A 19,745-nucleotide genomic window follows, 5' to 3' on the forward strand; every position below is an offset into this window, starting at 1 on the left:
AATGACTGAACGCCTTCCTTTTTGGCAACGTAAAACATTGTCAGAGATGTCCGATAATGAGTGGGAGTCATTGTGTGATGGCTGCGGTCAGTGCTGTTTAAACAAGCTGATTGATGAGGATACCGAGGAGATCTATTTTACCAATGTAGCCTGTAACCAATTGAATATCAAAAGCTGTCAGTGTCGTCATTATGAGCATCGTTTCGAATATGAACCGGACTGCATCAAACTGACTCGGGAAAATTTACTGACCTTCAATTGGCTACCGGCCACCTGTGCTTACCGACTCATCAACGAAGGAGAAGCGTTACCACACTGGCATCCGTTGATTACGGGCTCAAAGACGGCAATGCATGGAGAACGCATTTCGGTTCGTCATATTGCCGTGAGAGAGAGTGAGGTTATTGACTGGCAAGATCACATATTGAACAAACCAGCGTGGGCGAGGTAAACATAATCACGGTTCTTCCCTGTGCAATTCTCAATATGCTGTATAATTTTAATACAACAGCAACAAACAGCATGAGGGGGAAGACAAATGGTCAACTTTGAAAAAATCATTATTCAATATAGCGATCAGTACACGGATTTTGCGGCTTCCACCATTGCTTTTATGGAAAGCCAGCATAAGGCCATTAACGCTGACGAGGTGTCGAAAAATATCCCTACGGAAAAAAGACAATTTTTCAAAGACAGATTAGTCCACTACAGGCATATCTATCGCCCTCAGCAGTAGAAAATGGAGAGATCTGTGTTTTGCCCGTCACACGCTAGCCCGGGTGTGAACCCGGGCTTTTGTCTCTTTTACTGTCTTAGCGGCTGAAAAGATCGCGACGTTTAGGACGGAACGGCTGAGCAATCAGAACCAACACGGCGATCAGCAAGTAAGCGGCGAAAATCCCCACTAACCATTGTGTCATTTCCAAAGATAAAAACTGCCACTGACGTTCAGAACAGTCTCCAGAAGCGCTGAAAACGGCGGGAAGCCATTTGTCTAATGGTAACCAGGACGGAAAGTTGACAAAGAAATCACAAATGTTGAAAGGAGAAGGATTAAGCTGCATATCGGTCTGTTTCCAGGCGAGAAGCAAACCTTCATAGGCACTATAGATCCAAAGTCCAATAGCGGGGTAGCGCAGTAAACTCGCCGGCGCAATGGCCCCCAGCAAACCGGCTCCCATGATACCGAAAAGGGCACTGCGTTGGTAAATACACAGCACGCATGGCTTTAAGAGCATAACGTGCTGGAAATAAAGCGCGACCAATTCCAGAATTAAGGCCGTCAACGCCATTAACAACCAGGCGCCACGTCCACGTGAGCAACGATTAAGAAATCGCAACATAACAAATATTCCATGCTAAAAACGATCGAGTTAGCAGTGTAAACCAATTGAGTTTCACCACCATCATTTCACTGTGTCTACCCGTCATACTTCAAGTTTCATGTGCGTTGGCCACGTTCAGTCACCCGAATCACTTACTCAAGTAAGCTCATCGGGATTCCTTCTCTTGCCGCCTTCCTGAAACTCGAATTATTTTGGGTATAAAACGTAACAATCTATTTTATTAAAACTTTTTCTTTAATTTCGAAGCAAGGGGGCAGATCTGATTTTGATATCATCTCTTCCCCCATCACTATACACGATTGTGACAATTAGTGGCTGCCAGATATGGGGAAATCAGGCGCGGAAATCCAGTGTTGTTGCAACAGGAAATCGGTAAAAGGCACTAACGTGTATTCAACGCAAAGTAGCCCAACCAGCGTCATGACGATCGTATAAGGCAGCGCCATGATAACCATGCGTCCATAAGAAAGACGAATGAGTGGTGCCAGGGCCGAAGTCAGCAAAAACAGAAAAGCGGCCTGACCGTTCGGTGTCGCAACCGATGGCAAGTTGGTTCCGGTATTAATGGCGACAGCCAACAGCTCAAACTGCCGTAGAGAAATGGCGCCGTTTTCAAACGCATTACGTGCTTCAGTAATGTAAACCGAGCCAACAAATACGTTGTCGGAAATAGAGGAAAGCAGGCCATTAAACAGATAAAACAGGGTAAGTTGCGAACTTTCGGACGATTGCAATACGTAATGAATGATCGGACTGAAAAGTTGCTGATCGATGATGACGGCGACAACCGAGAAAAATACGGTCAGGAGCGCGGTGAACGGCAGGGCATCCTGAAATGCTTTACCAATCGCATGTTCTTCGGTAATACCGCCAAAGGTTGTCGCCATAATAATGACGGAAAGGCCGATCAAGCCGACTTCGGCCAAATGAAAGGCCAATGCCACAATTAACCAAATACCGATAATGGCCTGAACAACTAATCTCCCTTTATCTTGCGGCGTACGTTTCTCCGTCATTTTTTGATCGTAATCTTCCAAGACGCTACGCACGTTTCCAGGTAACGTTGCGCCGTAACCAAATAGTTTGAAACGCTCAACCAATACACAGGTCAAGATACCGCAAATAAAAACCGGGATGGTAACGGATGACATACGCAGGAAGAAACTCACAAAATCCCATCCGGCGCTTTTAGCGATAATCAAATTCTGTGGTTCACCGACCATTGTCATCACGCCACCCAGCGCGGTACCGACGCCAGCGTGCATTAATAAACTGCGTAAAAATGCCCGAAATTGATCGAGTGTATTTCTATGATCGGTATCGATCAGCTTACTGTCATCGGTGATGTCAGCATCATCGGTATTCTGGCTAGAGGCTACGCGATGATAGATGCCGTAGAAACCGATGGCGACGCTGATGACAACGGCGATGACGGTTAAAGCATCTAAAAACGCAGAAAGAAATGCGGCGGCAAGACAAAAAGCTAATGACAGCAGCGTTTTGGAGTGAATATTAAGGAGTAGTTTAGTGAACACAAACAGCAGTAATTGCTTCATAAAATAGATGCCGGCAACCATAAAGACCAGCAATAGCAGTACTTCGATATTTCCGGTGACTTCATGCCAGACTTGCGTTGCGCTGGTCATGCCAATAAATACCGCTTGTAACGCCAGCAACCCACCTGGCTGTAGCGGATAACATTTCAGCGCCATTCCTAACGTAAAAATGAATTCAACCACCAGCAACCATCCCGCCCAGAATGGACTGACGAAATAAAACAGAAGCGGGTTGATAATCAAGAAACTGAAAATCGTTAACTTGTACCAATTAGGCGACTGGCCTAGAAAATTTTTTAATAGTATTTGATACATGGGCATGCTTGTCATGCGAAGTGCCTTTCCTTATTGTTAACCCATCGTATATCAAAAACACATCAATTGGCTGTGTCTTGGATGATAGCGAGTATGTAAGTGTTGGTGGAGAACATCATAACGTAATCAAGCAGAGAGTATATTGTCGTTACGCGCAATGGTTTGTTTGTAATCACAGTTTTACTTTGAATTTGTTTTATGTGTGGTTGCTCTGCTATGTCATGGTTCTTTCGTCTGGTATGATGAGATCAGCTGTCATCGGTAAATATCGCTACGGAATATCAAACTCATGGTTATAAAGGCGCAAAGTCCGGCCGGATTCGCGGAAGAATATATTATTGAAAGTATATGGAATAACCGCTTTCCTCCAGGTTCAATTCTGCCAGCAGAAAGAGAGCTTTCTGAATTGATCGGGGTCACGCGTACCACTTTGCGCGAGGTGCTTCAGCGTTTGGCTCGAGATGGTTGGTTAACGATACAGCACGGTAAACCGACGAAAATCAATAACTTCTGGGAAACATCCGGCCTGAATATTCTGGAGACGCTAGCAAGGCTCGATCACGATAGCGTACCGCAGTTAATTGATAATCTTCTGGCAGTACGTACCAACATTGCGGCGATTTTTATTCGTACGGCATTACGTCAACATCCTGAGAAAACCCGTGAAGTGCTGACGCAAACCGGAGTGGTGGATGATAATGCCGACGCTTTTGCTCAGCTTGATTATGACGTTTTTCGTGGGCTGGCTTTCGCTTCCGGTAATCCGATTTATGGCCTTATTCTTAATGGATTGAAGGGGCTGTATATTCGTGTTGGGCGCTACTATTTCTCTAACCCTGATGCTCGCAAACTCGCGATGGATTTTTATCGTCGCCTGGAAGATTTATGTCGCGACGGGTTGTATGAACAGGTGATGGATGTTGTCAGACACTACGGTAAAGAAAGCGGCGCGATTTGGCACAGCATGCAGAGTACGATCCCTCGAGATATCGCTGAAATTCGCCGTTAAGTCCGCTTTGGGGTACGCAGAAGACTGAATACCCCAGAGCGCTTATCCTGTCAAAATGTCATGCCGATGTATTCCTCGGCGGGCATCGCTCCAATAATTCCACGCTACCATCGGTGTTGGCTTGCTCAAGATAGACATCAAACCCCCACAGACGATGGACGTGTTTCATCACTTCATGGCTACTTTTATCCAGCGGTGCGCGGTTATGAGGAATGTAACGCAGTGTGAGTGAACGATTACCGCGCAAATCTACGTTCCATACCTGGATATTGGGCTCCAGATGGCTCAGATTATATTGAGCGGATAGCTCCTGACGAATTAAGCGATAGCCTTCTTCGTCGTGGATAGCTGCAATTTCCAGATAGTTATTGTGATCGTCGTCCAGAACGGTAAACATTCTGAAATCACGCATGATTTTGGGTGACAGAAACTGGCTGATAAAACTTTCATCTTTGAAGTTCTGCATGGCAAAATGCAGCGTATCGAGCCAGTCTTTACCGGCGATATCCGGAAACCAGTAACGATCCTCGTCCGTCGGCGACTGACAAATACGCTTGATATCCTGAAACATGGCAAAACCCAGCGCATAAGGGTTAATGCCGTTGTAATACGGGCTATTATACGGTGGCTGGTAAATGACATTGGTATGGCTGTGCAGAAACTCCAACATGAAACGCTCAGAAACCCGGCCTTCATCATAAAGGTGATTGAGAATGGAGTAATGCCAGAACGTGGCCCAGCCTTCATTCATCACCTGAGTCTGTTTCTGTGGATAGAAATACTGACTGACTTTACGTACGATGCGCAGAATCTCACGTTGCCAGGGTTCAAGAAGCGGGGCGTTTTTTTCCATAAAATAGAGCAGGTTTTCCTGTGGTTCTTGCGGAAAACGGCGGGCTTGCTCCGTGGCGATGCCTTGTTCTCGTCTCGGTAGCGTTTTCCATAGATCGTTAACCTGACTTTGTAGATATTCCTCACGACTTTTTTGCCGGGATTTTTCTTCTTCGAGAGAGATTTTCTGCGGTCGTTTATAGCGGTCAACACCATAGTTCATTAACGCATGGCAAGAATCCAGTAAGCGCTCAACCTCTTCAACGCCATAACGCTCTTCGCATTGCGAAATATACTGTCTGGCAAAAATAAGGTAATCAACAATTGAGCCTGCATCGGTCCAACTGCGAAACAGATAATTGCCTTTAAAAAACGAGTTGTGCCCATAGCAGGCATGCGCCATGACCAGTGCTTGCATCGGCAGGGTGTTTTCTTCCATAAGATAAGCAATACAAGGATCGGAATTAATGACGATCTCATAAGCTAATCCTTGCTGACCCTGTTTGTAACGCTGCTCCGTTTCAATGAATTTTTTCCCGAATGACCAGTGGGCATAATTGATTGGCATACCAATACTGGAATAGGCATCCATCATTTGCTCTGAAGTAATCACTTCGATTTGATGTGGATAGGTATCCAGACGATATAATTTTGCCACTCGATCTATCTCATCGAGGTAGACCTGCAATAATTCAAACGTCCAGTCCGGTCCATCGCTCAGGCGATGTGTTTTTTTTGCCTGACGATCTGTTGATATAGCCATTAGCGCGCCCCCTAACATACCAGTCTGAACGGTATGGTTCAGACATTATTAATCGTAGCTTAATCTGATAAAAATGATGAAAAAACGGTGGGTTGGGGCGGAATAATCGATTATGGCTATGCCATGAGCTTAATGACAATGATGATCTAAGTGCTAGAGTAATGCCATGCTTCAGCGATAAACGGCTTTTTTATTCTTGTTGATATATTGCTAACCAGCGCACTGGATGGTGATCAGAAAAAATCAGGAGGATGAAGAGAATGCGTGTTGTCATTCTGGGAAGTGGCGTGATTGGCGTTAGTACAGCCTGGTATCTTGCTCAGGCTGGGCATGATGTTACGGTGATCGATCGGCAACCTGAGCCGGCGCTTGAAACCAGCGCCGCCAATGCGGGTCAGATATCACCCGGTTATTCGGCACCTTGGGCCGCGCCGGGCATACCGTTGAAAGCGATTAAATGGATGTTTCAACGTCATGCGCCACTGGCTATTCGTCTGGATGGTTCGGCTGAGCAATTGCGCTGGATGTGGCAAATGTTACTTAACTGCGATAGCCGCCATTATAAGGTCAATAAGGCACGTATGGTGCGATTGGCGGAATATAGCAGAGCGTGCCTGCAAAAATTGCGACAGGATACGGCTATCCACTATGAGGGACGGCAGGGGGGAACGTTACAGTTATTTAGAACAGAACAACAGTTTGAAAATGCGGCGAGAGACATCGCAGTACTCAAGGATGCAGGCGTACCTTATCAGTTGTTGACGAATGTAGAGCTGGCAACGGTGGAGCCAGCACTGGCGAGTACAACAAAAAAGCTCACGGGTGGTTTACGCTTACCGCTCGATGAAACGGGAGACTGCCAGTTATTTACCCGTCATCTGGCTAAAATGGCTGAATCGCACGGTGTGATATTCAAACTGGGACAGAATGTTCGTCATTTGCTTGTGGATGGACAGCAGGTAACAGGAGTGCAATGTGACGATCACGTGATCACCGCTGATGCCTACGTCATGGCATGTGGTTCCTATTCAACTGGCTTACTACGCGACTGGTTTTCTATCCCGGTCTATCCTTTGAAAGGGTATTCTCTGACTATTCCGTTGACGAACGATGCTGCGGCTCCTGTATCCACGGTGCTGGATGAAACGTATAAAGTCGCGATTACCCGTTTCGAACAACGCATTCGTGTTGGCGGAATGGCTGAAATTGTAGGTTTCAATACGACGTTGAATCCTAAACGACGTGAAACACTGGAAATGGTCGTTGGCGATTTATATCCTCATGCGGGTCACATTGAACAGGCAGTCTTTTGGACAGGATTACGTCCAATGACGCCAGATGGTACACCGTTGGTGGGACGTTCGCCGTTGAAGAATCTTTATCTGAATACCGGGCACGGAACATTAGGATGGACAATGGCCTGTGGATCTGGGCAATTGTTGGCGGATATTATTTCTGGAAAAACGCCAGATATTCAATCGGATGACTTGTCATTGCAACGTTACGCCTGATGGCGTAACTCAGCAGGATAATCCTCTTTGTTTGAGAGAGTTATACCCAAAATAATTCAAGTTTCAGGATAGTCAACAGTTTGTGCATACTGGCAACCAAAGCCGCTTTCTTTGGTTTTCCCGCCTCCACCAAACGTTGATAAAAATCTCTGAGCGCCGGGTTATATCGAGCAGTAACTAATGTCGCCATAAGTCGCTGCGAACCCGGTGTAGACACTGAATATCCCGCTGTTCAATACTTTTTCCCAGTACGTATCGCATACCTGGACAACTATCCGTTTCAACAATAGCGGTGGCACCATTTTTGTCGTTTTGACTTCCCATTCGATACTGCGTTCTGATTTGTCTGATCTCATGTCCGAATGTCTTAAACTAGAGGAACCAGTAATTTGCACTTACAGTATGATTCATTTAGGAATGTTCAGGACTGACTGGTGGTGTGAGCTTGCCGAATGGGACGCGGCAGCGGTATCGTTACGATGTGTTTGGTCGCCGAATTCAGAATATGTGCGAGGGGCAACTCCCGTCAGTGCAGGCGGTAGTGTGGGCGGTGTACCCGCCATACTTCAAGTTGCATGTGTGTTGGCCACGCTCGTTACTCGGCTCATCCATGAACTTCGACTCGTTGGGGCCGGTGCCTGCATCACACGCCTACAGGAAAGTGTGATATTTTATGATCATCGTATGTCAGATGTTTATTTCGCTGAAAAAGAAGTTGATTATAGGGTCCTAATGTAAATAGGAAACTCGTTCCTTCTGAATATACTGGCATTTATCTACCCTTAAATATTGATAAATAGGGAATATAACTATGCACGATTGGATATTACTTTCTCTATTAGTCTATTGGGGCAAAGGAGAATTAGTCATCAAATTGTTGGACAATAGCTCTGAATCAGTTGTCATAAAGGCTAATGGTATTAGGTTGATTAATATTCCCAAAAATGACAAGTGGGGCGAGAGCGTGAGCATTAATGGAATTATTGAGTTGGGAAGAGATTCCGATGGACTTGAAAGAATGAAAATTGAAATTCAATCGGGTGATGTTATAGAAATAGTTGCAGAGGAAATTCTTTTCCAAAATCAGTCTGTTTTCTGAAATTTGATACTTTGTGTTAATAGCGCGAAAGCGCTTTAACGACTCTTCCTTTTTCTTTATTTGGTAATGCCTCCAGTTAGTAGAACATGTATTTTTCGATAAAGGCACCGATGACTTTTTTTGAGGAGTCCAATGGAGTGTGAGAAACCAATCGTTTTATGAGCCAGCCGTTTAATTTTGGTTAGTAATATCAGATTGCTACGTTCGATGCGTTGGGTAAAAATCTTGCCGGTCATCGCTGGTGAACATGCTAATATTAAACGGTTTCAACAGAGTCAGTAACTCCCAGCATGTTTCATCAGTGTGCGGTCCGAAAATCCCGCCAGTTTTGGTGTCGTAAGCGTATCAGGGCCAGTGTTGTAGCCTCTTGTTGTCAACGAGCAGATGCAGGGCAGCGAAGTACTACACCATGGTAAATCGTTGGAATACCAGCCTTTACGCTAATAAATACGACCTTGGAGATGTTATGACAATAAGAGACAAAATGTTGGAAATGAAAGAAATGTTAGAAGGTGCTGGCTGGAAGATATTAAATGAAGGTGAGATTTTTACTGTTTTTGACGATGAAATAGAATGGGATATGCTCAACGAAAGGACATTGAGTAAGGAAACTTTGACTTTTTGTTTGTTTGATGATTTAGGAAGGAGAACCTCTAAGTTATCTGATATTTTCTACGTAAAAAGAAATAAAGACAATGGTAAGCTTGATTTTGATAAAAAGAATAAAAGCTGGAAGACTGATTTAAAAAACTTCATCTATAGCACTAAATGAAAATATTGTACCGGAAACGATCATCAATGATCTTCCGGTTCATTGTGTAGTCGCTCAGTTGCGGTTATAAAAGGCTGGTGACATCAGGAATGTACCTATGACAGGGATATTGGTGGGCATAAGTTAGGTATTGATGGCGTTTGAATTTAATGAGGCGTCAATGAGGTAATACTGCCTTTAATATTTCGGGTTAACCATCTGGCGTGTACCGCAATTAAAGCGGCGCATAGCATAACCAGAGCCAGGGAAACCTTATAAGGCAGTGGTAGTGCCATCGCGGTAAGTCCAAGTGCCGCTCCGCCTGCCATCTGAATGAATCCCACCAACGCGGACGCAATTCCCGCTTCATTGGCATAAGGTTCTAATGCGTAACTGGTTGCGGGGCCGATCAGAAATGCCAACCCAGCGCAGGCTAGTGCAACAGGTAGCATGTAGCTTGGCCAAGTGTCTTGCCAGTGAGGTGGAAGCACGATTACGCCGCCGAGTAGACTAATACAGCCTAATCCCATCAGCAGACTGCCTATCGTGAGGCAAACAGGGCGTCCAACTTTACGAATGATGCGGTTAGCAAAGAAGCTGACCAACATGATCCAAAATCCATTTCCACCAAATGCGATTGAAAATTGCAGAGGTGTCAGCTTTGCTTCGTTCATCAGAACAACCGAGGAGAAGGTAACGTAGGTCAACGCCATCCCCATAGCCCCAGCATTAACAAATGCGAAACCGAAAAAGCGAGGATCGGTGAGAATACGTCCATATTGCCGTAATGGAATACCTCGCACTGACAATGTTGATGTTGGACGCGTTTCTGGCAGGAAAAAAATGACCAGAATCAGGATAACAGTGCTGTACGCCGACAGAAACCAGAAAGGGGCTCGCCAGCCAAATGTCTCAGCGAGTAGCCCGCCTAATAGTGGGGCGAGGGCTGGCACGATATTTAGCGTGCCATTAAGAAAGCCAAATGTTCTCGCCGCCTCATCGCCATTCAACCGGTCTCGAACACCGCTGAAAATAGCGACAGCCGTACAGCAGACGGCCATGCCTTGCAAAAGGCGGGATAGTACAAAAATGTCGGCATCCGTCGCCAAAGCAGCCATCGTGGCGCCCAGAATATAGATGATCACTCCAGCCAAAGCCATTGGTCGGCGACCATAACGATCGGCGAGTGGCCCTGCGACTAACTGACCTAAACCCATAACCAGAATAAAAAGTGCGATGGTCGATTGAATCAGTGATTCTGTGCTAGTTAAGTTTTGTGCAATCGTAGGAATCAAGGGTAAATAAATATCGATTCCCAATGGGCCCAGTAGAACCAACGCTAATAAGAGCAGAACAAAATTTGGCATAAATAACAGAAACCTGAGTTTTACTTAGCGACTTTTATCATATTGGGCATAGCGTAATGGTCCGATCGGAGAAATGAAAGAATTAAATCATTTCAGTGATTGGCACATCACGGTGTTACATTTTTAGTGACGTTGTCACTATTTTTTGAAAGCAGCCGATTATTTTTTCAATATGGTTCGTTTGTTAATGTGTCTGCTGGAAAAAATAAGTCCCTGCCTGAACAGGGACAAGAGGAGGATTTGGGTTAAATGTAGTGAACGGCGATCAGTGACCAACCGTCTGTTTGCGAAACAGTTCGCGGAACACGGGATAAATATCATTGGAATCACGAATGTGTTGCATGGCGAAATTATCAAATTCGTCGCGGAGTATTTCATACTCATGCCACAGTGTTTGATGTGAGCGCCGGGTAATTTCAATGTAGCTATAATAACGGACCATTGGCAGCAACTGCTTTGCCAAAATCTGGTGGCAGAGCGGGGAATCATCCGCCCAGTTATCGCCATCGGAAGCTTGCGCAGCATAAATATTCCATTGCGCCGGATCATAACGTTCGCGAACAACCTCTTCCATGAGTTTCAACGCGCTGGATACAATCGTACCGCCAGTTTCTTGTGAGTAAAAAAACTCCTGCTCATCGACCTCTTTGGCCTGCGTGTGATGACGGATATAGACGACATCAACGTTTTTATAGTTCCGACTAAGAAACAGATAGAGCAGGATATAAAAGCGTTTAGCCATATCTTTGGTTGTCTGATCCATCGAACCCGAGACATCCATCAGGCAAAACATCACGGCCTGACTGGACGGCTCGGGTCGGCGTTCATAATTTCTATAGCGTAAATCAAATGTGTCAATGAACGGTACGCTCGCTATTTTCTGACGGAGTTCTGCAATACGTTGGCGTAAACGTTCTTCCTCCAGCAGTTGGACTGGCTCAGTATGTGCCAATTGCTCCAGCGTTTCTTCCAGCGCATGCAATTCTCGCCGCTTGCCCGCCGTCATTGCCATCCGTCGGGCGAGGGAGTTTTGCAGTGAGCGTACCACGCTGATATTAGCGGGAACGCCGTTTGCAGTGTATCCCGCGCGATGAGTCTTGAACTCATTGAGCTGTCGATGCTGCGTTTTTTTTAAATTAGGCAATGCCAGATCTTCGAATAAGAGATCGAGGTATTCATCTTTGGAGATCTGGAATACAAATTCATCCTGGCCTTCACCATCATTACTGGCATCGCCTTGACCGCCACCTCCGCTGCCACCTCCTTGTGGCCGTTCGATACGATCGTTTTGCACAAAATGGTCGTTGCCCGGATGGACACGATGGCGGTGTCCTCCGCGAGCCTGATGAAACATGGGTTCGTTGATGTCTTTACTGGGGATCGACACCGACTCCCCGCTTTCAATATCGGTTACCGAACGCTTATTAATGGCCTCGGAAATCGACTGTTTTATTTGCGACTTGTAGCGGCGCAAAAAGCGCTGGCGATTCACCATGCTCTTGTTTTTGCCATTTAGCCGTCGATCAATGAAATAGGCCATACTTCCCCCAAACGACGTTGCCAGCTTCATGCACCATTATGATGATTTCCTCACCCGCAGATACCATTCGCACAGCAAACGGACCTGTTTTCGGGTGTAGCCTTTTTCCATCATCCGATCGACAAAATCATCATGTTTTTTCTGCTCATCCGTCGAGGTTTTGGTGTTGAATGAAATGACAGGCAGAAGTTCTTCGGTGTTGGAAAACATTTTCTTCTCAATCACCGTCCGTAATTTTTCGTAACTGGTCCAGTTAGGGTTACGTCCGCTGTTGTTTGCGCGAGCGCGCAGCACAAAGTTGACGATTTCATTACGGAAGTCTTTGGGGTTACTGATGCCTGCTGGTTTTTCGATCTTCTCCAGTTCGGCATTGAGCGATTCCCGGTCAAATAACTGCCCGGTATCAGGATCGCGGTATTCCTGATCCTGAATCCAGAAATCGGCATAGGTGACATAGCGGTCAAAAATGTTTTGTCCGTATTCCGAGTAAGATTCCAGGTAGGCGGTCTGGATTTCTTTGCCGATGAACTCCGCATATTTGGGAATCAGGTAGCCTTTCAGGTGCTCCAGATATTTCTCAGCCTGATCTTGTGGAAATTGTTCACGCTCGATTTGCTGTTCCAACACGTAAAACAGGTGTACCGGGTTGGCTGCGACTTCACTGTGATCGAAATTGAAGACGCGGGACAGGATCTTAAACGCAAATCGGGTCGACAGGCCATTCATGCCTTCATCCACACCGGCGTAATCACGATACTCCTGATAGGATTTCGCTTTTGGATCGGTATCTTTCAGGCTCTCTCCATCGTAAACCCGCATTTTGGAATAAAGACTGGAGTTTTCCGGCTCCTTCAGACGGGACAGAATAGAAAAACGAGCCAGCGTTTCCAGCGTGCCAGGGGCGCATGGCGCATGTGTCAACTCACTGTGATTCAACAGTTTGTCGTAGATTTTGACTTCTTCTGAAACGCGCAGGCAGTACGGTACCTTTACGATATACACGCGATCAAGAAACGCTTCGTTGTTTTTGTTATTGCGGAACTGCACCCATTCCGATTCATTGGAGTGAGCCAGAATAATGCCATTGAATGGCAGGGCAGCGATGCCTTCGGTTCCGTTATAGTTGCCTTCTTGTGTTGCTGTCAGCAAAGGATGCAGCACTTTAATCGGGGCTTTGAACATCTCGACGAATTCCATAATGCCCTGGTTGGCACGGCAGAGTGCGCCTGAATAGCCATAAGCATCGGGATCGTTCTGGGCATAATGTTCCAGTTTGCGGATATCCACTTTACCGACCAGCGCGGAGATATCCTGATTATTCTCATCACCGGGTTCGGTTTTGGCTATGCCGACCTGCGCCAGAATGGATGGCCAGACTTTGACGACTTTAAACTTAGAGAGATCGCCGCCAAATTCCTGTAGGCGTTTTGCTGCCCATGGCGACATGATCGTACCCAGATAGCGTCGCGGAATAGCGTATTCTTTCTCCAGTATGGCGGCATCTTCCTGCGGATTAAACAGGCAGAGCGGGTGATCGTTCACCGGACTCCGCTCACCGTTAGCACTGAGAATATATATCGGGACGCGTTGCATCAGCGCTTTGAGTCGCTCAGCCAATGATGATTTACCACCACCAACTGGACCCAGCAGATACAGAATCTGTTTCTTTTCTTCTAATCCTTGAGCTGCGTGTTTTAAATAAGAGACAATTTGTTCTATGGCTTCTTCCATACCATAAAACTCTTCAAATGCAGGATAGCGGGCAATCACCCGGTTCGAAAAGAGACGGGATAAACGCGATTCATGAGCGGTATCCACCATCACGGGTTCGCCGATTGCCATTAATAATCGTTCGGCGGCGTTAGCGTACGCGCTACGATCCTGCTGGCAGATAGTAAGGAATTCCTGCAATGTGAACTCTTCATCCTTGGCAGCGTCGTAACGCTGACGGTAGTGATCAAATATGTTCATAGCGATGCCCATCCTTCGTCGATTAGCACAGATTAAGAGAGCGAGTGGAATAATATCTGGCTGATAAGCCAATTAATGTATTGCCCCCTGAAAGAAGAAGCTTCCCTGAGTACAGCAACCCTTATGCCAACTTGTGATTAAGCGTCATTTTGCGATTTTCTTCATCCTTGCTGACGTGGGAAACTTCACCTTCTGTATTAAAGCGTAGTTTGCATCCGTAAAATTGCCTCTACTCAATAGACATATTTTTAAGACATATCAAGGACTCACTTCCGGACAATTGCGTGTATCATTCCGTTGGGTTGTCGTCAGGGCGGATGTCATGTATTCGTCATAAGGCGGTATTATTGATGTATCCTTTATCTTTCAAGTTCAAGTGGTGTTGTTGGGTATATAACATGTTCACTTATCTTATTTTGAATTAATCTGATAGAGATAAGGTGGGTCACTCATGCTGTGTGTCTCTTTTGGCCATAACCACATGTAATAGGAAATAGAAAACAGTGAAAAACTCTCAAATCTATTTATTGGCAGCGCTTGCGTCTGGCGTCATAGCATTGCCTTCCGCTTATGCGGCCGAAGTGTCTTTAGGTATTGGGGCCGCGGGGTCAACATCAGTGTATCGTGGTGTTGATGATGACCTTATTCCTCTTCCTGTCCTGAATTACGAAAGTGAGAACTTCTATTTTCGTGGCTTAGGCGGTGGTTACTACCTATGGAATGACGGTGCCAATCGCCTTTCCCTGACGGCATACTATTTGCCATTAGGTTTTAAACCCGGCGATAGCGACGATCGGCGAATGAAGCAGTTAGATAAGCGTCGTGGAACGCTAATGGCTGGTTTGGCCTATCGACATATTGCTGACTGGGGGGAAATCCGCACGGTTCTGGCTGGTGATACGCTGGATTATAGTGATGGATTTGCCTGGGATGCGACGTATCTCTACCGGTTTACCATGGGGGATTTAAGCCTTGTGCCCGGTATTGGCGCAACCTGGTTTAGTGAAAATATGAACCGGTACTATTACGGAGTGAGCAGCAGCGAATCAGCCCGCTCAGGTTTTGCTCGCTATCGTCCCGATGATGGTTGGGCTCCGTATCTGGAACTGAGTGCAAACTATCAGATTAATTCGAGTTGGAGCACATGGGCCGTTGGCCGCTATACGCGGTTGTCTGATGAGATGAAAGATAGTCCGATTGTCGACAAAAGCTACAGTGCCACGATGAGTGTTGGTGTGAGCTATCGGTTCTGATAGAGATTGGCGATATTGGTGCATCTGCTGCACAAACAAATGGGGTGATGACACCCCATTTGCACATTTATAGGGCGGATATCGGGTGTTACTTTATTCAAGGGAGGAAACGTAATGGCGATAAAATCAGTTGTTTTTCCTGATGGCAGACGTGTTCCTGCCATTGGTCAGGGGACATGGTACATGGGCGAGGATGCTGAGCTGAGAACGCAGGAAATTAATGCGTTACGGGTTGGCATTGAACAAGGGTTAACGCTGATTGATACAGCGGAAATGTATGCTGATGGCGGGGCGGAAGAGGTCGTCGGTGAGGCGCTTCAGGGATTGCGCGACCGCGTTTACCTTGTTTCCAAGGTGTATCCTCATCATGCGGGTGGACAGAAAGCGATAACAGCCTGTGAGCAAAGTTTACAACGTCTGAAAACCGATTATATCGATCTCTATTTGCTGCACTGGCGGGGCGGTTTTCCGCTTGTTGATACCATCATCGCCATGCAGACGTTACAGCAGGCAGGCAAAATCAGGCAGTGGGGCGTTTCCAATCTTGATATCCAGGATATGCAGGAACTGTGGTCGCTGAGTGGGGGACCGAGTTGTCAGACTAACCAAGTGCTTTATCACCTCGCATCGCGCGGGATCGAGTTTGATTTGCTGCCATGGTGCCAACAGCATCACATGCCGGTTATGGCATATTGCCCGCTGGCGCAAGCAGGTCGTTTGCGAGATGATTTGTTGATGCATTCCACGGTGAACGGTATTGCTGAACAACGAAATATTACCGCGGCTCAGGTGCTTCTGGCATGGGTGACTCGGCATAGCGACGTGATTGCGATACCTAAGGCCAGTTCTGAACAGCATGTGATTGAAAATGCTCAGGCATTAGAGATTGTGCTTTCAACTGAGGAGTTAACCCGGTTAGATCAGGCTTTTCCCGCACCAACGCATAAGCAATATCTGGACATGGTATAGAAAAACGGGGGCAGTGAAACCAGCCCCCGCAGCCAATACTTTATTTTCTGATACGAATGACACTGATTAACCGTGCCGGAGATTTAACACTGGCAACAAACGGCTGACTGACTCTGGCGGTTTCTACGCAGACAAATGTTTTATAACCGTCATCGGTCATATCACCGATGGTATGTGACAACTCTGCGCCTGGGTTCCATGACACCACATCGCTATGATGAGTATGGTGCACTTCAATAGTGCGATTAAGCACCGGATCATGAATTTCACTGACGGACTGTGGCTGGGTATAAATACGGTCTGTACGTCCGGTAAAGACCAAATCCCCCTGAGCGGTTGACTGTGCGCCCTGATTGACCTTATCAATAAATGACTCACCCAATCCGCTAATGTTAATTTTGCTGATATCACCGATTTCGAAATAGGTATGTAATGCGCTGGTTATGCTGTAATCACCATGTGCTTCTAGTTCAATACGGCATTCTTTACCTAAATGGAAACGTGCGATCAGCGTGAATTCATGCGGCCAACTGGCTCGGGTTTGTTCAGTATCGCGGAGTGTGAACGTGAGTTGAACGCCTTCATCATCTTCGCTGTGAGAGGTGAACTCCCATGGCAACAACCGTGCGAAACCGTGATTCGGTTCGGCAAAGGGACCAAACCAAGGGAAACAGATTGGCACACCGCCGCGAATCGCTACGTGCTCGGTGAACGGCGTGTTGTCGCTCAGCCATAGAACAGGTGCCTCGTGGGTAGGTTGCCAGCTTAACAGGTGTGCGCCTTGTAAAGTGACGGCGGCACGTACCTGTGGGTGGTCAACGACGATAACGGGTAGCTGATCCAACTGACGTTGGCTGATGGTGGGGGTAATGTTTTTTGTGATGGGAAGCTTAAAAATCTTATCGTTCATGATATTGCCTTTTATGGTTGTTGTTCATTAGCACATTCTGTGCTTTTCAGGCAGCAACAAAAAGGGCGACATATTGTCGCCCTTCGTCATCGAATCATCACCGATACTTATTTAGAGATATGGGCGATCAGATCCAATACTTTATTTGAGTATCCGGTCTCGTTGTCATACCAGGAAACCAGTTTCACAAAGTTATCGCTCAGTGCGATACCGGCTTTGGCATCGAACACAGAAGTCAGTTTTTCACCATTGAAATCGGTAGAAACCACGTCGTCTTCCGTATAGCCCAGAACACCTTTCAATTCGCCTTCGGAAGCGGCTTTGATGGCAGCACAGATTTCTTTGTAAGACGCTGGTTTTTCCAGACGAGCGGTCAAGTCAACAACGGACACGTTCGGAGTTGGAACACGGAACGCCATACCGGTCAGTTTGCCATTCAGTTCAGGGATCACTTTACCTACGGCTTTAGCTGCGCCAGTAGAAGATGGGATGATGTTCTGAGATGCGCCGCGGCCGCCGCGCCAATCTTTATGAGATGGGCCATCAACGGTTTTCTGCGTTGCAGTCGTTGCGTGAACGGTGGTCATCAGTGCTTCAACGATACCGAATTTATCATTGATAACTTTAGCCAACGGAGCCAGACAGTTAGTCGTACAGGAAGCGTTAGATACGATTTCCTGGCCAGCATAAGCCTTGTGGTTTACGCCCATAACAAACATCGGGGTGTTGTCTTTGGACGGGCCAGTCAGAACGACTTTCTTGGCGCCTGCCGTGATGTGTTTACGTGCGGTTTCGTCCGTCAGGAAGATACCGGTTGCTTCAGCAACAACGTCAACGTTGACTTCGTTCCATTTCAGGTTAGCAGGATCGCGTTCTGCAGTAACACGGATGGTTTTACCGTTAACAACCAGATGACCATCTTTAACTTCAACGGTGCCGTCGAAACGACCATGCGTAGAGTCATATTTCAGCATGTAAGCCATGTACTCGGCATCTAACAGGTCGTTGATCGCGACGATTTCGATGTCAGAACGTTCTTGTGCAGCGCGGAAAACAATACGGCCGATACGGCCAAAACCGTTGATACCTACTTTGATAGTCATATATTCCACCAGCTAATGGGTTAGTGAATAAAGGTTGGTTGTAAAATTACAAAAACCTTGCTGAGCGTCAAGCGGAATCGTGTCAATAGTTGCGGTAAGTCAAACCTGTGGCCAACCTTTGAACGAAATACCACCTTTGCTGTAACTAAAGAACATTTAAGACTGAATATGAGGATGCGGTACATCATATAAAGCCAGATTGGGTAAAAATTGTGACGCCAATCACAAATGAGTAGTGTTCGTGATAACCGTGTTTATATTAAGCCAAAATGGCCTATAAAGTTGTTAATTTTTTGTTATAATTGATGATTATTTTGATAGACGACACGTTCACTGAGACTTTCATGATAAACGATTCCTCTGTGCAAACGCCATCAGATGATGGTGAACTGACTGAACTGCAACGCTATGTTACGCAGCAACGGGGTACGGAGCCTGCTTTTTCCGGCAAGCTGTTACATAATAAACGGACGGGTGTTTACCACTGTATCTGTTGTCAGTCTCCGCTGTTCTATTCCGATAACAAATATGACTCTGGTTGTGGCTGGCCTAGCTTTGATCAACCGGTGTCATTAACGGCTATTCGCTACCTTGAAGATGATTCACACAATATGCGACGCATTGAGATTCGTTGTAGTCATTGTGATGCGCATTTAGGGCATGTTTTTCCGGATGGTCCGAAGACGACCGGAGAGCGCTACTGTGTGAATTCTGCCTCGATCAGCTTTATTGATGCCGTTGATGGCGAGAAAATCGATGGTTAGCGCCTGTGGTTGGATAAATTTAGCTTTATCGATTCAGCTTTGGCGGTGTGACGAATACCGGGAATATGAAATACTTTACTATACCCAAAATAATTCGAGTTGCATGAAGGTGGCAAGTGAGGGACAAATTCGTCGGGAACGAATTTGACCAGCCTTTGGCTGGCCTTCGGTGAGAGACAGGATGTCTCTCATTTAATCCCGATGAGCTTACTTGAGTAAGTGATTCGGGTGACAAATCTGCCAGGAGCAGATTTGAACGCTGCTTGCAGCGGCCCCAACGGGGCGAGGCTCATGGATGAGCCGAGTAACGAGCGCAGCCAACGCACAAGCAACTTGAAGTATGACGGGTATATATGAAACACATCACTAGATGGAGCCTGACTGGCTATGCAACTTGATGACTTGATTGAAGTGATGACGCCGGAGATCTATCACCGCTTAGCGACGGCGGTGGAATTAGGTAAATGGCCAGATGGGGTGGCGTTATCGGCGGAGCAGAAAGAGAACTGTTTGCAAATGGTGATGCTATGGCAGGCGCGTCATAATGAGCAGGCTGAGCATATGACGATCAATACCAACGGCGAGATCGTGATGAAAAGCAAACAGGAGCTCAAACAACAGTTCAGCGATGAGGCAACAATCGCCAAGCTTAAGCCCCAGCATTGATCTTTACATCGCATAGATGAC

At 46.4% G+C, this 19,745-nt stretch carries 18 protein-coding genes and 2 pseudogenes; 10 read left to right on the plus strand and 10 right to left on the minus strand.

Translation table 11 applies throughout. From position 1 onward, the window contains the following. Position 1 precedes the first annotated feature (1 nt). On the plus strand, positions 2 to 451 hold the full coding sequence (ycgN, locus tag ACKPVM_RS06010) for a cysteine cluster protein YcgN (RefSeq protein ID WP_409307747.1): 450 nt from the start codon (positions 2 to 4) through the stop codon (positions 449 to 451). 87 nt (positions 452 to 538) lie between these two features. After that, a complete protein-coding gene (locus ACKPVM_RS06015; RefSeq protein WP_409307749.1) occupies positions 539 to 736 on the plus strand; it encodes a DNA polymerase III subunit theta in 198 nt (65 codons plus the stop codon). Between the two features lie 76 nt (positions 737 to 812). On the opposite strand, the gene dsbB is transcribed toward ACKPVM_RS06015, so the two are convergent. Further along, positions 813 to 1,343: a disulfide bond formation protein DsbB gene (gene dsbB / locus ACKPVM_RS06020; RefSeq protein WP_409307751.1), complete on the minus strand. Its 531-nt coding sequence runs from the start codon at positions 1,341 to 1,343 to the stop codon at positions 813 to 815. Positions 1,344 to 1,654: 311 nt separating this feature from the next. Next, complete coding sequence (gene nhaB, locus ACKPVM_RS06025; RefSeq protein WP_409307753.1) at positions 1,655 to 3,232, minus strand: sodium/proton antiporter NhaB; 1,578 nt, start codon at positions 3,230 to 3,232, stop codon at positions 1,655 to 1,657. Positions 3,233 to 3,506: 274 nt separating this feature from the next. On the opposite strand from nhaB, the gene fadR reads away from it, so the two are divergent. Continuing rightward, on the plus strand, positions 3,507 to 4,226 hold the full coding sequence (gene fadR / locus ACKPVM_RS06030) for a fatty acid metabolism transcriptional regulator FadR (protein WP_409307755.1): 720 nt from the start codon (positions 3,507 to 3,509) through the stop codon (positions 4,224 to 4,226). A gap of 58 nt (positions 4,227 to 4,284) precedes the next feature. Here the strand turns inward: fadR and ACKPVM_RS06035 are convergent, their stop codons facing one another. Next, positions 4,285 to 5,820, minus strand: a complete 1,536-nt coding sequence (locus ACKPVM_RS06035) for a SpoVR family protein (RefSeq protein ID WP_409307757.1) — start codon at positions 5,818 to 5,820, stop codon at positions 4,285 to 4,287. A gap of 260 nt (positions 5,821 to 6,080) precedes the next feature. Here ACKPVM_RS06035 and ACKPVM_RS06040 point away from each other — a divergent pair, with 260 nt between their 5' ends. After that, a complete protein-coding gene (locus ACKPVM_RS06040; RefSeq protein WP_409307758.1) occupies positions 6,081 to 7,331 on the plus strand; it encodes a D-amino acid dehydrogenase in 1,251 nt (416 codons plus the stop codon). 40 nt (positions 7,332 to 7,371) lie between these two features. Here the strand turns inward: ACKPVM_RS06040 and ACKPVM_RS06045 are convergent. Then, positions 7,372 to 7,503: pseudogene (locus tag ACKPVM_RS06045) on the minus strand (IS110 family transposase); the annotation flags it as partial. Positions 7,504 to 8,142: 639 nt separating this feature from the next. On the opposite strand from ACKPVM_RS06045, the gene ACKPVM_RS06050 reads away from it, so the two are divergent. Next, entirely contained in the window at positions 8,143 to 8,430 is a 288-nt protein-coding gene (locus tag ACKPVM_RS06050; RefSeq protein WP_409307760.1) for a hypothetical protein, read from the plus strand. Positions 8,431 to 8,506: 76 nt separating this feature from the next. On the opposite strand, the pseudogene ACKPVM_RS06055 reads toward ACKPVM_RS06050, so the two are convergent. Continuing rightward, positions 8,507 to 8,808, minus strand: a pseudogene (locus ACKPVM_RS06055) (IS1 family transposase); the annotation flags it as partial. 31 nt (positions 8,809 to 8,839) lie between these two features. Here ACKPVM_RS06055 and ACKPVM_RS06060 point away from each other — a divergent pair. Further along, the gene (locus tag ACKPVM_RS06060) at positions 8,840 to 9,202 is read left to right on the plus strand and encodes a hypothetical protein (protein WP_409307762.1); all 363 of its coding nucleotides are present in this window, start codon (positions 8,840 to 8,842) and stop codon (positions 9,200 to 9,202) included. Between the two features lie 146 nt (positions 9,203 to 9,348). Here ACKPVM_RS06060 and ACKPVM_RS06065 read toward each other — a convergent pair whose 3' ends face one another. The 3 genes from ACKPVM_RS06065 to yeaG form a co-directional block, all read right to left on the minus strand. Next, positions 9,349 to 10,548 carry a multidrug effflux MFS transporter gene (locus ACKPVM_RS06065; RefSeq protein WP_409307764.1) on the minus strand — a complete coding sequence of 400 codons (1,200 nt, stop codon included), beginning with the start codon at positions 10,546 to 10,548 and terminating at the stop codon, positions 9,349 to 9,351. Between the two features lie 265 nt (positions 10,549 to 10,813). Continuing rightward, the gene (locus tag ACKPVM_RS06070) at positions 10,814 to 12,088 is read right to left on the minus strand and encodes a YeaH/YhbH family protein (protein ID WP_409307766.1); all 1,275 of its coding nucleotides are present in this window, start codon (positions 12,086 to 12,088) and stop codon (positions 10,814 to 10,816) included. A gap of 36 nt (positions 12,089 to 12,124) precedes the next feature. Then, positions 12,125 to 14,059 (minus strand): protein kinase YeaG, encoded by a 1,935-nt coding sequence (yeaG, locus tag ACKPVM_RS06075; RefSeq protein ID WP_409307768.1) that lies wholly within the window; start codon positions 14,057 to 14,059, stop codon positions 12,125 to 12,127. A gap of 503 nt (positions 14,060 to 14,562) precedes the next feature. Between yeaG and ACKPVM_RS06080 the strand changes: the two genes are divergently transcribed. Both ACKPVM_RS06080 and ACKPVM_RS06085 read left to right on the plus strand, forming a co-directional pair. Next, positions 14,563 to 15,312 carry a MipA/OmpV family protein gene (locus tag ACKPVM_RS06080; RefSeq protein WP_409307769.1) on the plus strand — a complete coding sequence of 250 codons (750 nt, stop codon included), beginning with the start codon at positions 14,563 to 14,565 and terminating at the stop codon, positions 15,310 to 15,312. 114 nt (positions 15,313 to 15,426) lie between these two features. Further along, a complete protein-coding gene (locus tag ACKPVM_RS06085; RefSeq protein ID WP_409307771.1) occupies positions 15,427 to 16,281 on the plus strand; it encodes an aldo/keto reductase in 855 nt (284 codons plus the stop codon). Between the two features lie 40 nt (positions 16,282 to 16,321). Here the strand turns inward: ACKPVM_RS06085 and ACKPVM_RS06090 are convergent, their stop codons facing one another. Together ACKPVM_RS06090 and gapA are read right to left on the minus strand one after the other, a co-directional pair. After that, positions 16,322 to 17,191: a D-hexose-6-phosphate mutarotase gene (locus tag ACKPVM_RS06090; RefSeq protein ID WP_409307773.1), complete on the minus strand. Its 870-nt coding sequence runs from the start codon at positions 17,189 to 17,191 to the stop codon at positions 16,322 to 16,324. 107 nt (positions 17,192 to 17,298) lie between these two features. Next, the gene (gene gapA, locus ACKPVM_RS06095) at positions 17,299 to 18,294 is read right to left on the minus strand and encodes a glyceraldehyde-3-phosphate dehydrogenase (protein WP_409307774.1); all 996 of its coding nucleotides are present in this window, start codon (positions 18,292 to 18,294) and stop codon (positions 17,299 to 17,301) included. A 344-nt stretch (positions 18,295 to 18,638) separates the two neighbouring features. Here gapA and msrB point away from each other — a divergent pair, with 344 nt between their 5' ends. Beyond that, on the plus strand, positions 18,639 to 19,058 hold the full coding sequence (gene msrB / locus ACKPVM_RS06100; protein WP_409307775.1) for a peptide-methionine (R)-S-oxide reductase MsrB: 420 nt from the start codon (positions 18,639 to 18,641) through the stop codon (positions 19,056 to 19,058). Between the two features lie 387 nt (positions 19,059 to 19,445). After that, a complete protein-coding gene (locus ACKPVM_RS06105) occupies positions 19,446 to 19,724 on the plus strand; it encodes a YeaC family protein (protein ID WP_409307777.1) in 279 nt (92 codons plus the stop codon). The last annotated feature ends 21 nt before the right edge of the window (positions 19,725 to 19,745 follow it).

This window comes from Pectobacterium hainanensis (genome assembly GCF_046237015.1).
GTDB lineage: Bacteria > Pseudomonadota > Gammaproteobacteria > Enterobacterales > Enterobacteriaceae > JBJYIN01.

Coding starts and splice junctions, on each gene's coding strand:
- ycgN (WP_409307747.1), top strand. CDS start 2: ATGACTGAACGCCTTCCTTTTTGGCAACGTAAAACATTGTCAGAGATG.
- ACKPVM_RS06015 (WP_409307749.1), top strand. CDS start 539: ATGGTCAACTTTGAAAAAATCATTATTCAATATAGCGATCAGTACACG.
- dsbB (WP_409307751.1), bottom strand. CDS start 1,343: ATGTTGCGATTTCTTAATCGTTGCTCACGTGGACGTGGCGCCTGGTTG.
- nhaB (WP_409307753.1), bottom strand. CDS start 3,232: ATGACAAGCATGCCCATGTATCAAATACTATTAAAAAATTTTCTAGGC.
- fadR (WP_409307755.1), top strand. CDS start 3,507: ATGGTTATAAAGGCGCAAAGTCCGGCCGGATTCGCGGAAGAATATATT.
- ACKPVM_RS06035 (WP_409307757.1), bottom strand. CDS start 5,820: ATGGCTATATCAACAGATCGTCAGGCAAAAAAAACACATCGCCTGAGC.
- ACKPVM_RS06040 (WP_409307758.1), top strand. CDS start 6,081: ATGCGTGTTGTCATTCTGGGAAGTGGCGTGATTGGCGTTAGTACAGCC.
- ACKPVM_RS06050 (WP_409307760.1), top strand. CDS start 8,143: ATGCACGATTGGATATTACTTTCTCTATTAGTCTATTGGGGCAAAGGA.
- ACKPVM_RS06060 (WP_409307762.1), top strand. CDS start 8,840: ATGGTAAATCGTTGGAATACCAGCCTTTACGCTAATAAATACGACCTT.
- ACKPVM_RS06065 (WP_409307764.1), bottom strand. CDS start 10,548: ATGCCAAATTTTGTTCTGCTCTTATTAGCGTTGGTTCTACTGGGCCCA.
- ACKPVM_RS06070 (WP_409307766.1), bottom strand. CDS start 12,088: ATGGCCTATTTCATTGATCGACGGCTAAATGGCAAAAACAAGAGCATG.
- yeaG (WP_409307768.1), bottom strand. CDS start 14,059: ATGAACATATTTGATCACTACCGTCAGCGTTACGACGCTGCCAAGGAT.
- ACKPVM_RS06085 (WP_409307771.1), top strand. CDS start 15,427: ATGGCGATAAAATCAGTTGTTTTTCCTGATGGCAGACGTGTTCCTGCC.
- ACKPVM_RS06090 (WP_409307773.1), bottom strand. CDS start 17,191: ATGAACGATAAGATTTTTAAGCTTCCCATCACAAAAAACATTACCCCC.
- gapA (WP_409307774.1), bottom strand. CDS start 18,294: ATGACTATCAAAGTAGGTATCAACGGTTTTGGCCGTATCGGCCGTATT.
- msrB (WP_409307775.1), top strand. CDS start 18,639: ATGATAAACGATTCCTCTGTGCAAACGCCATCAGATGATGGTGAACTG.
- ACKPVM_RS06105 (WP_409307777.1), top strand. CDS start 19,446: ATGCAACTTGATGACTTGATTGAAGTGATGACGCCGGAGATCTATCAC.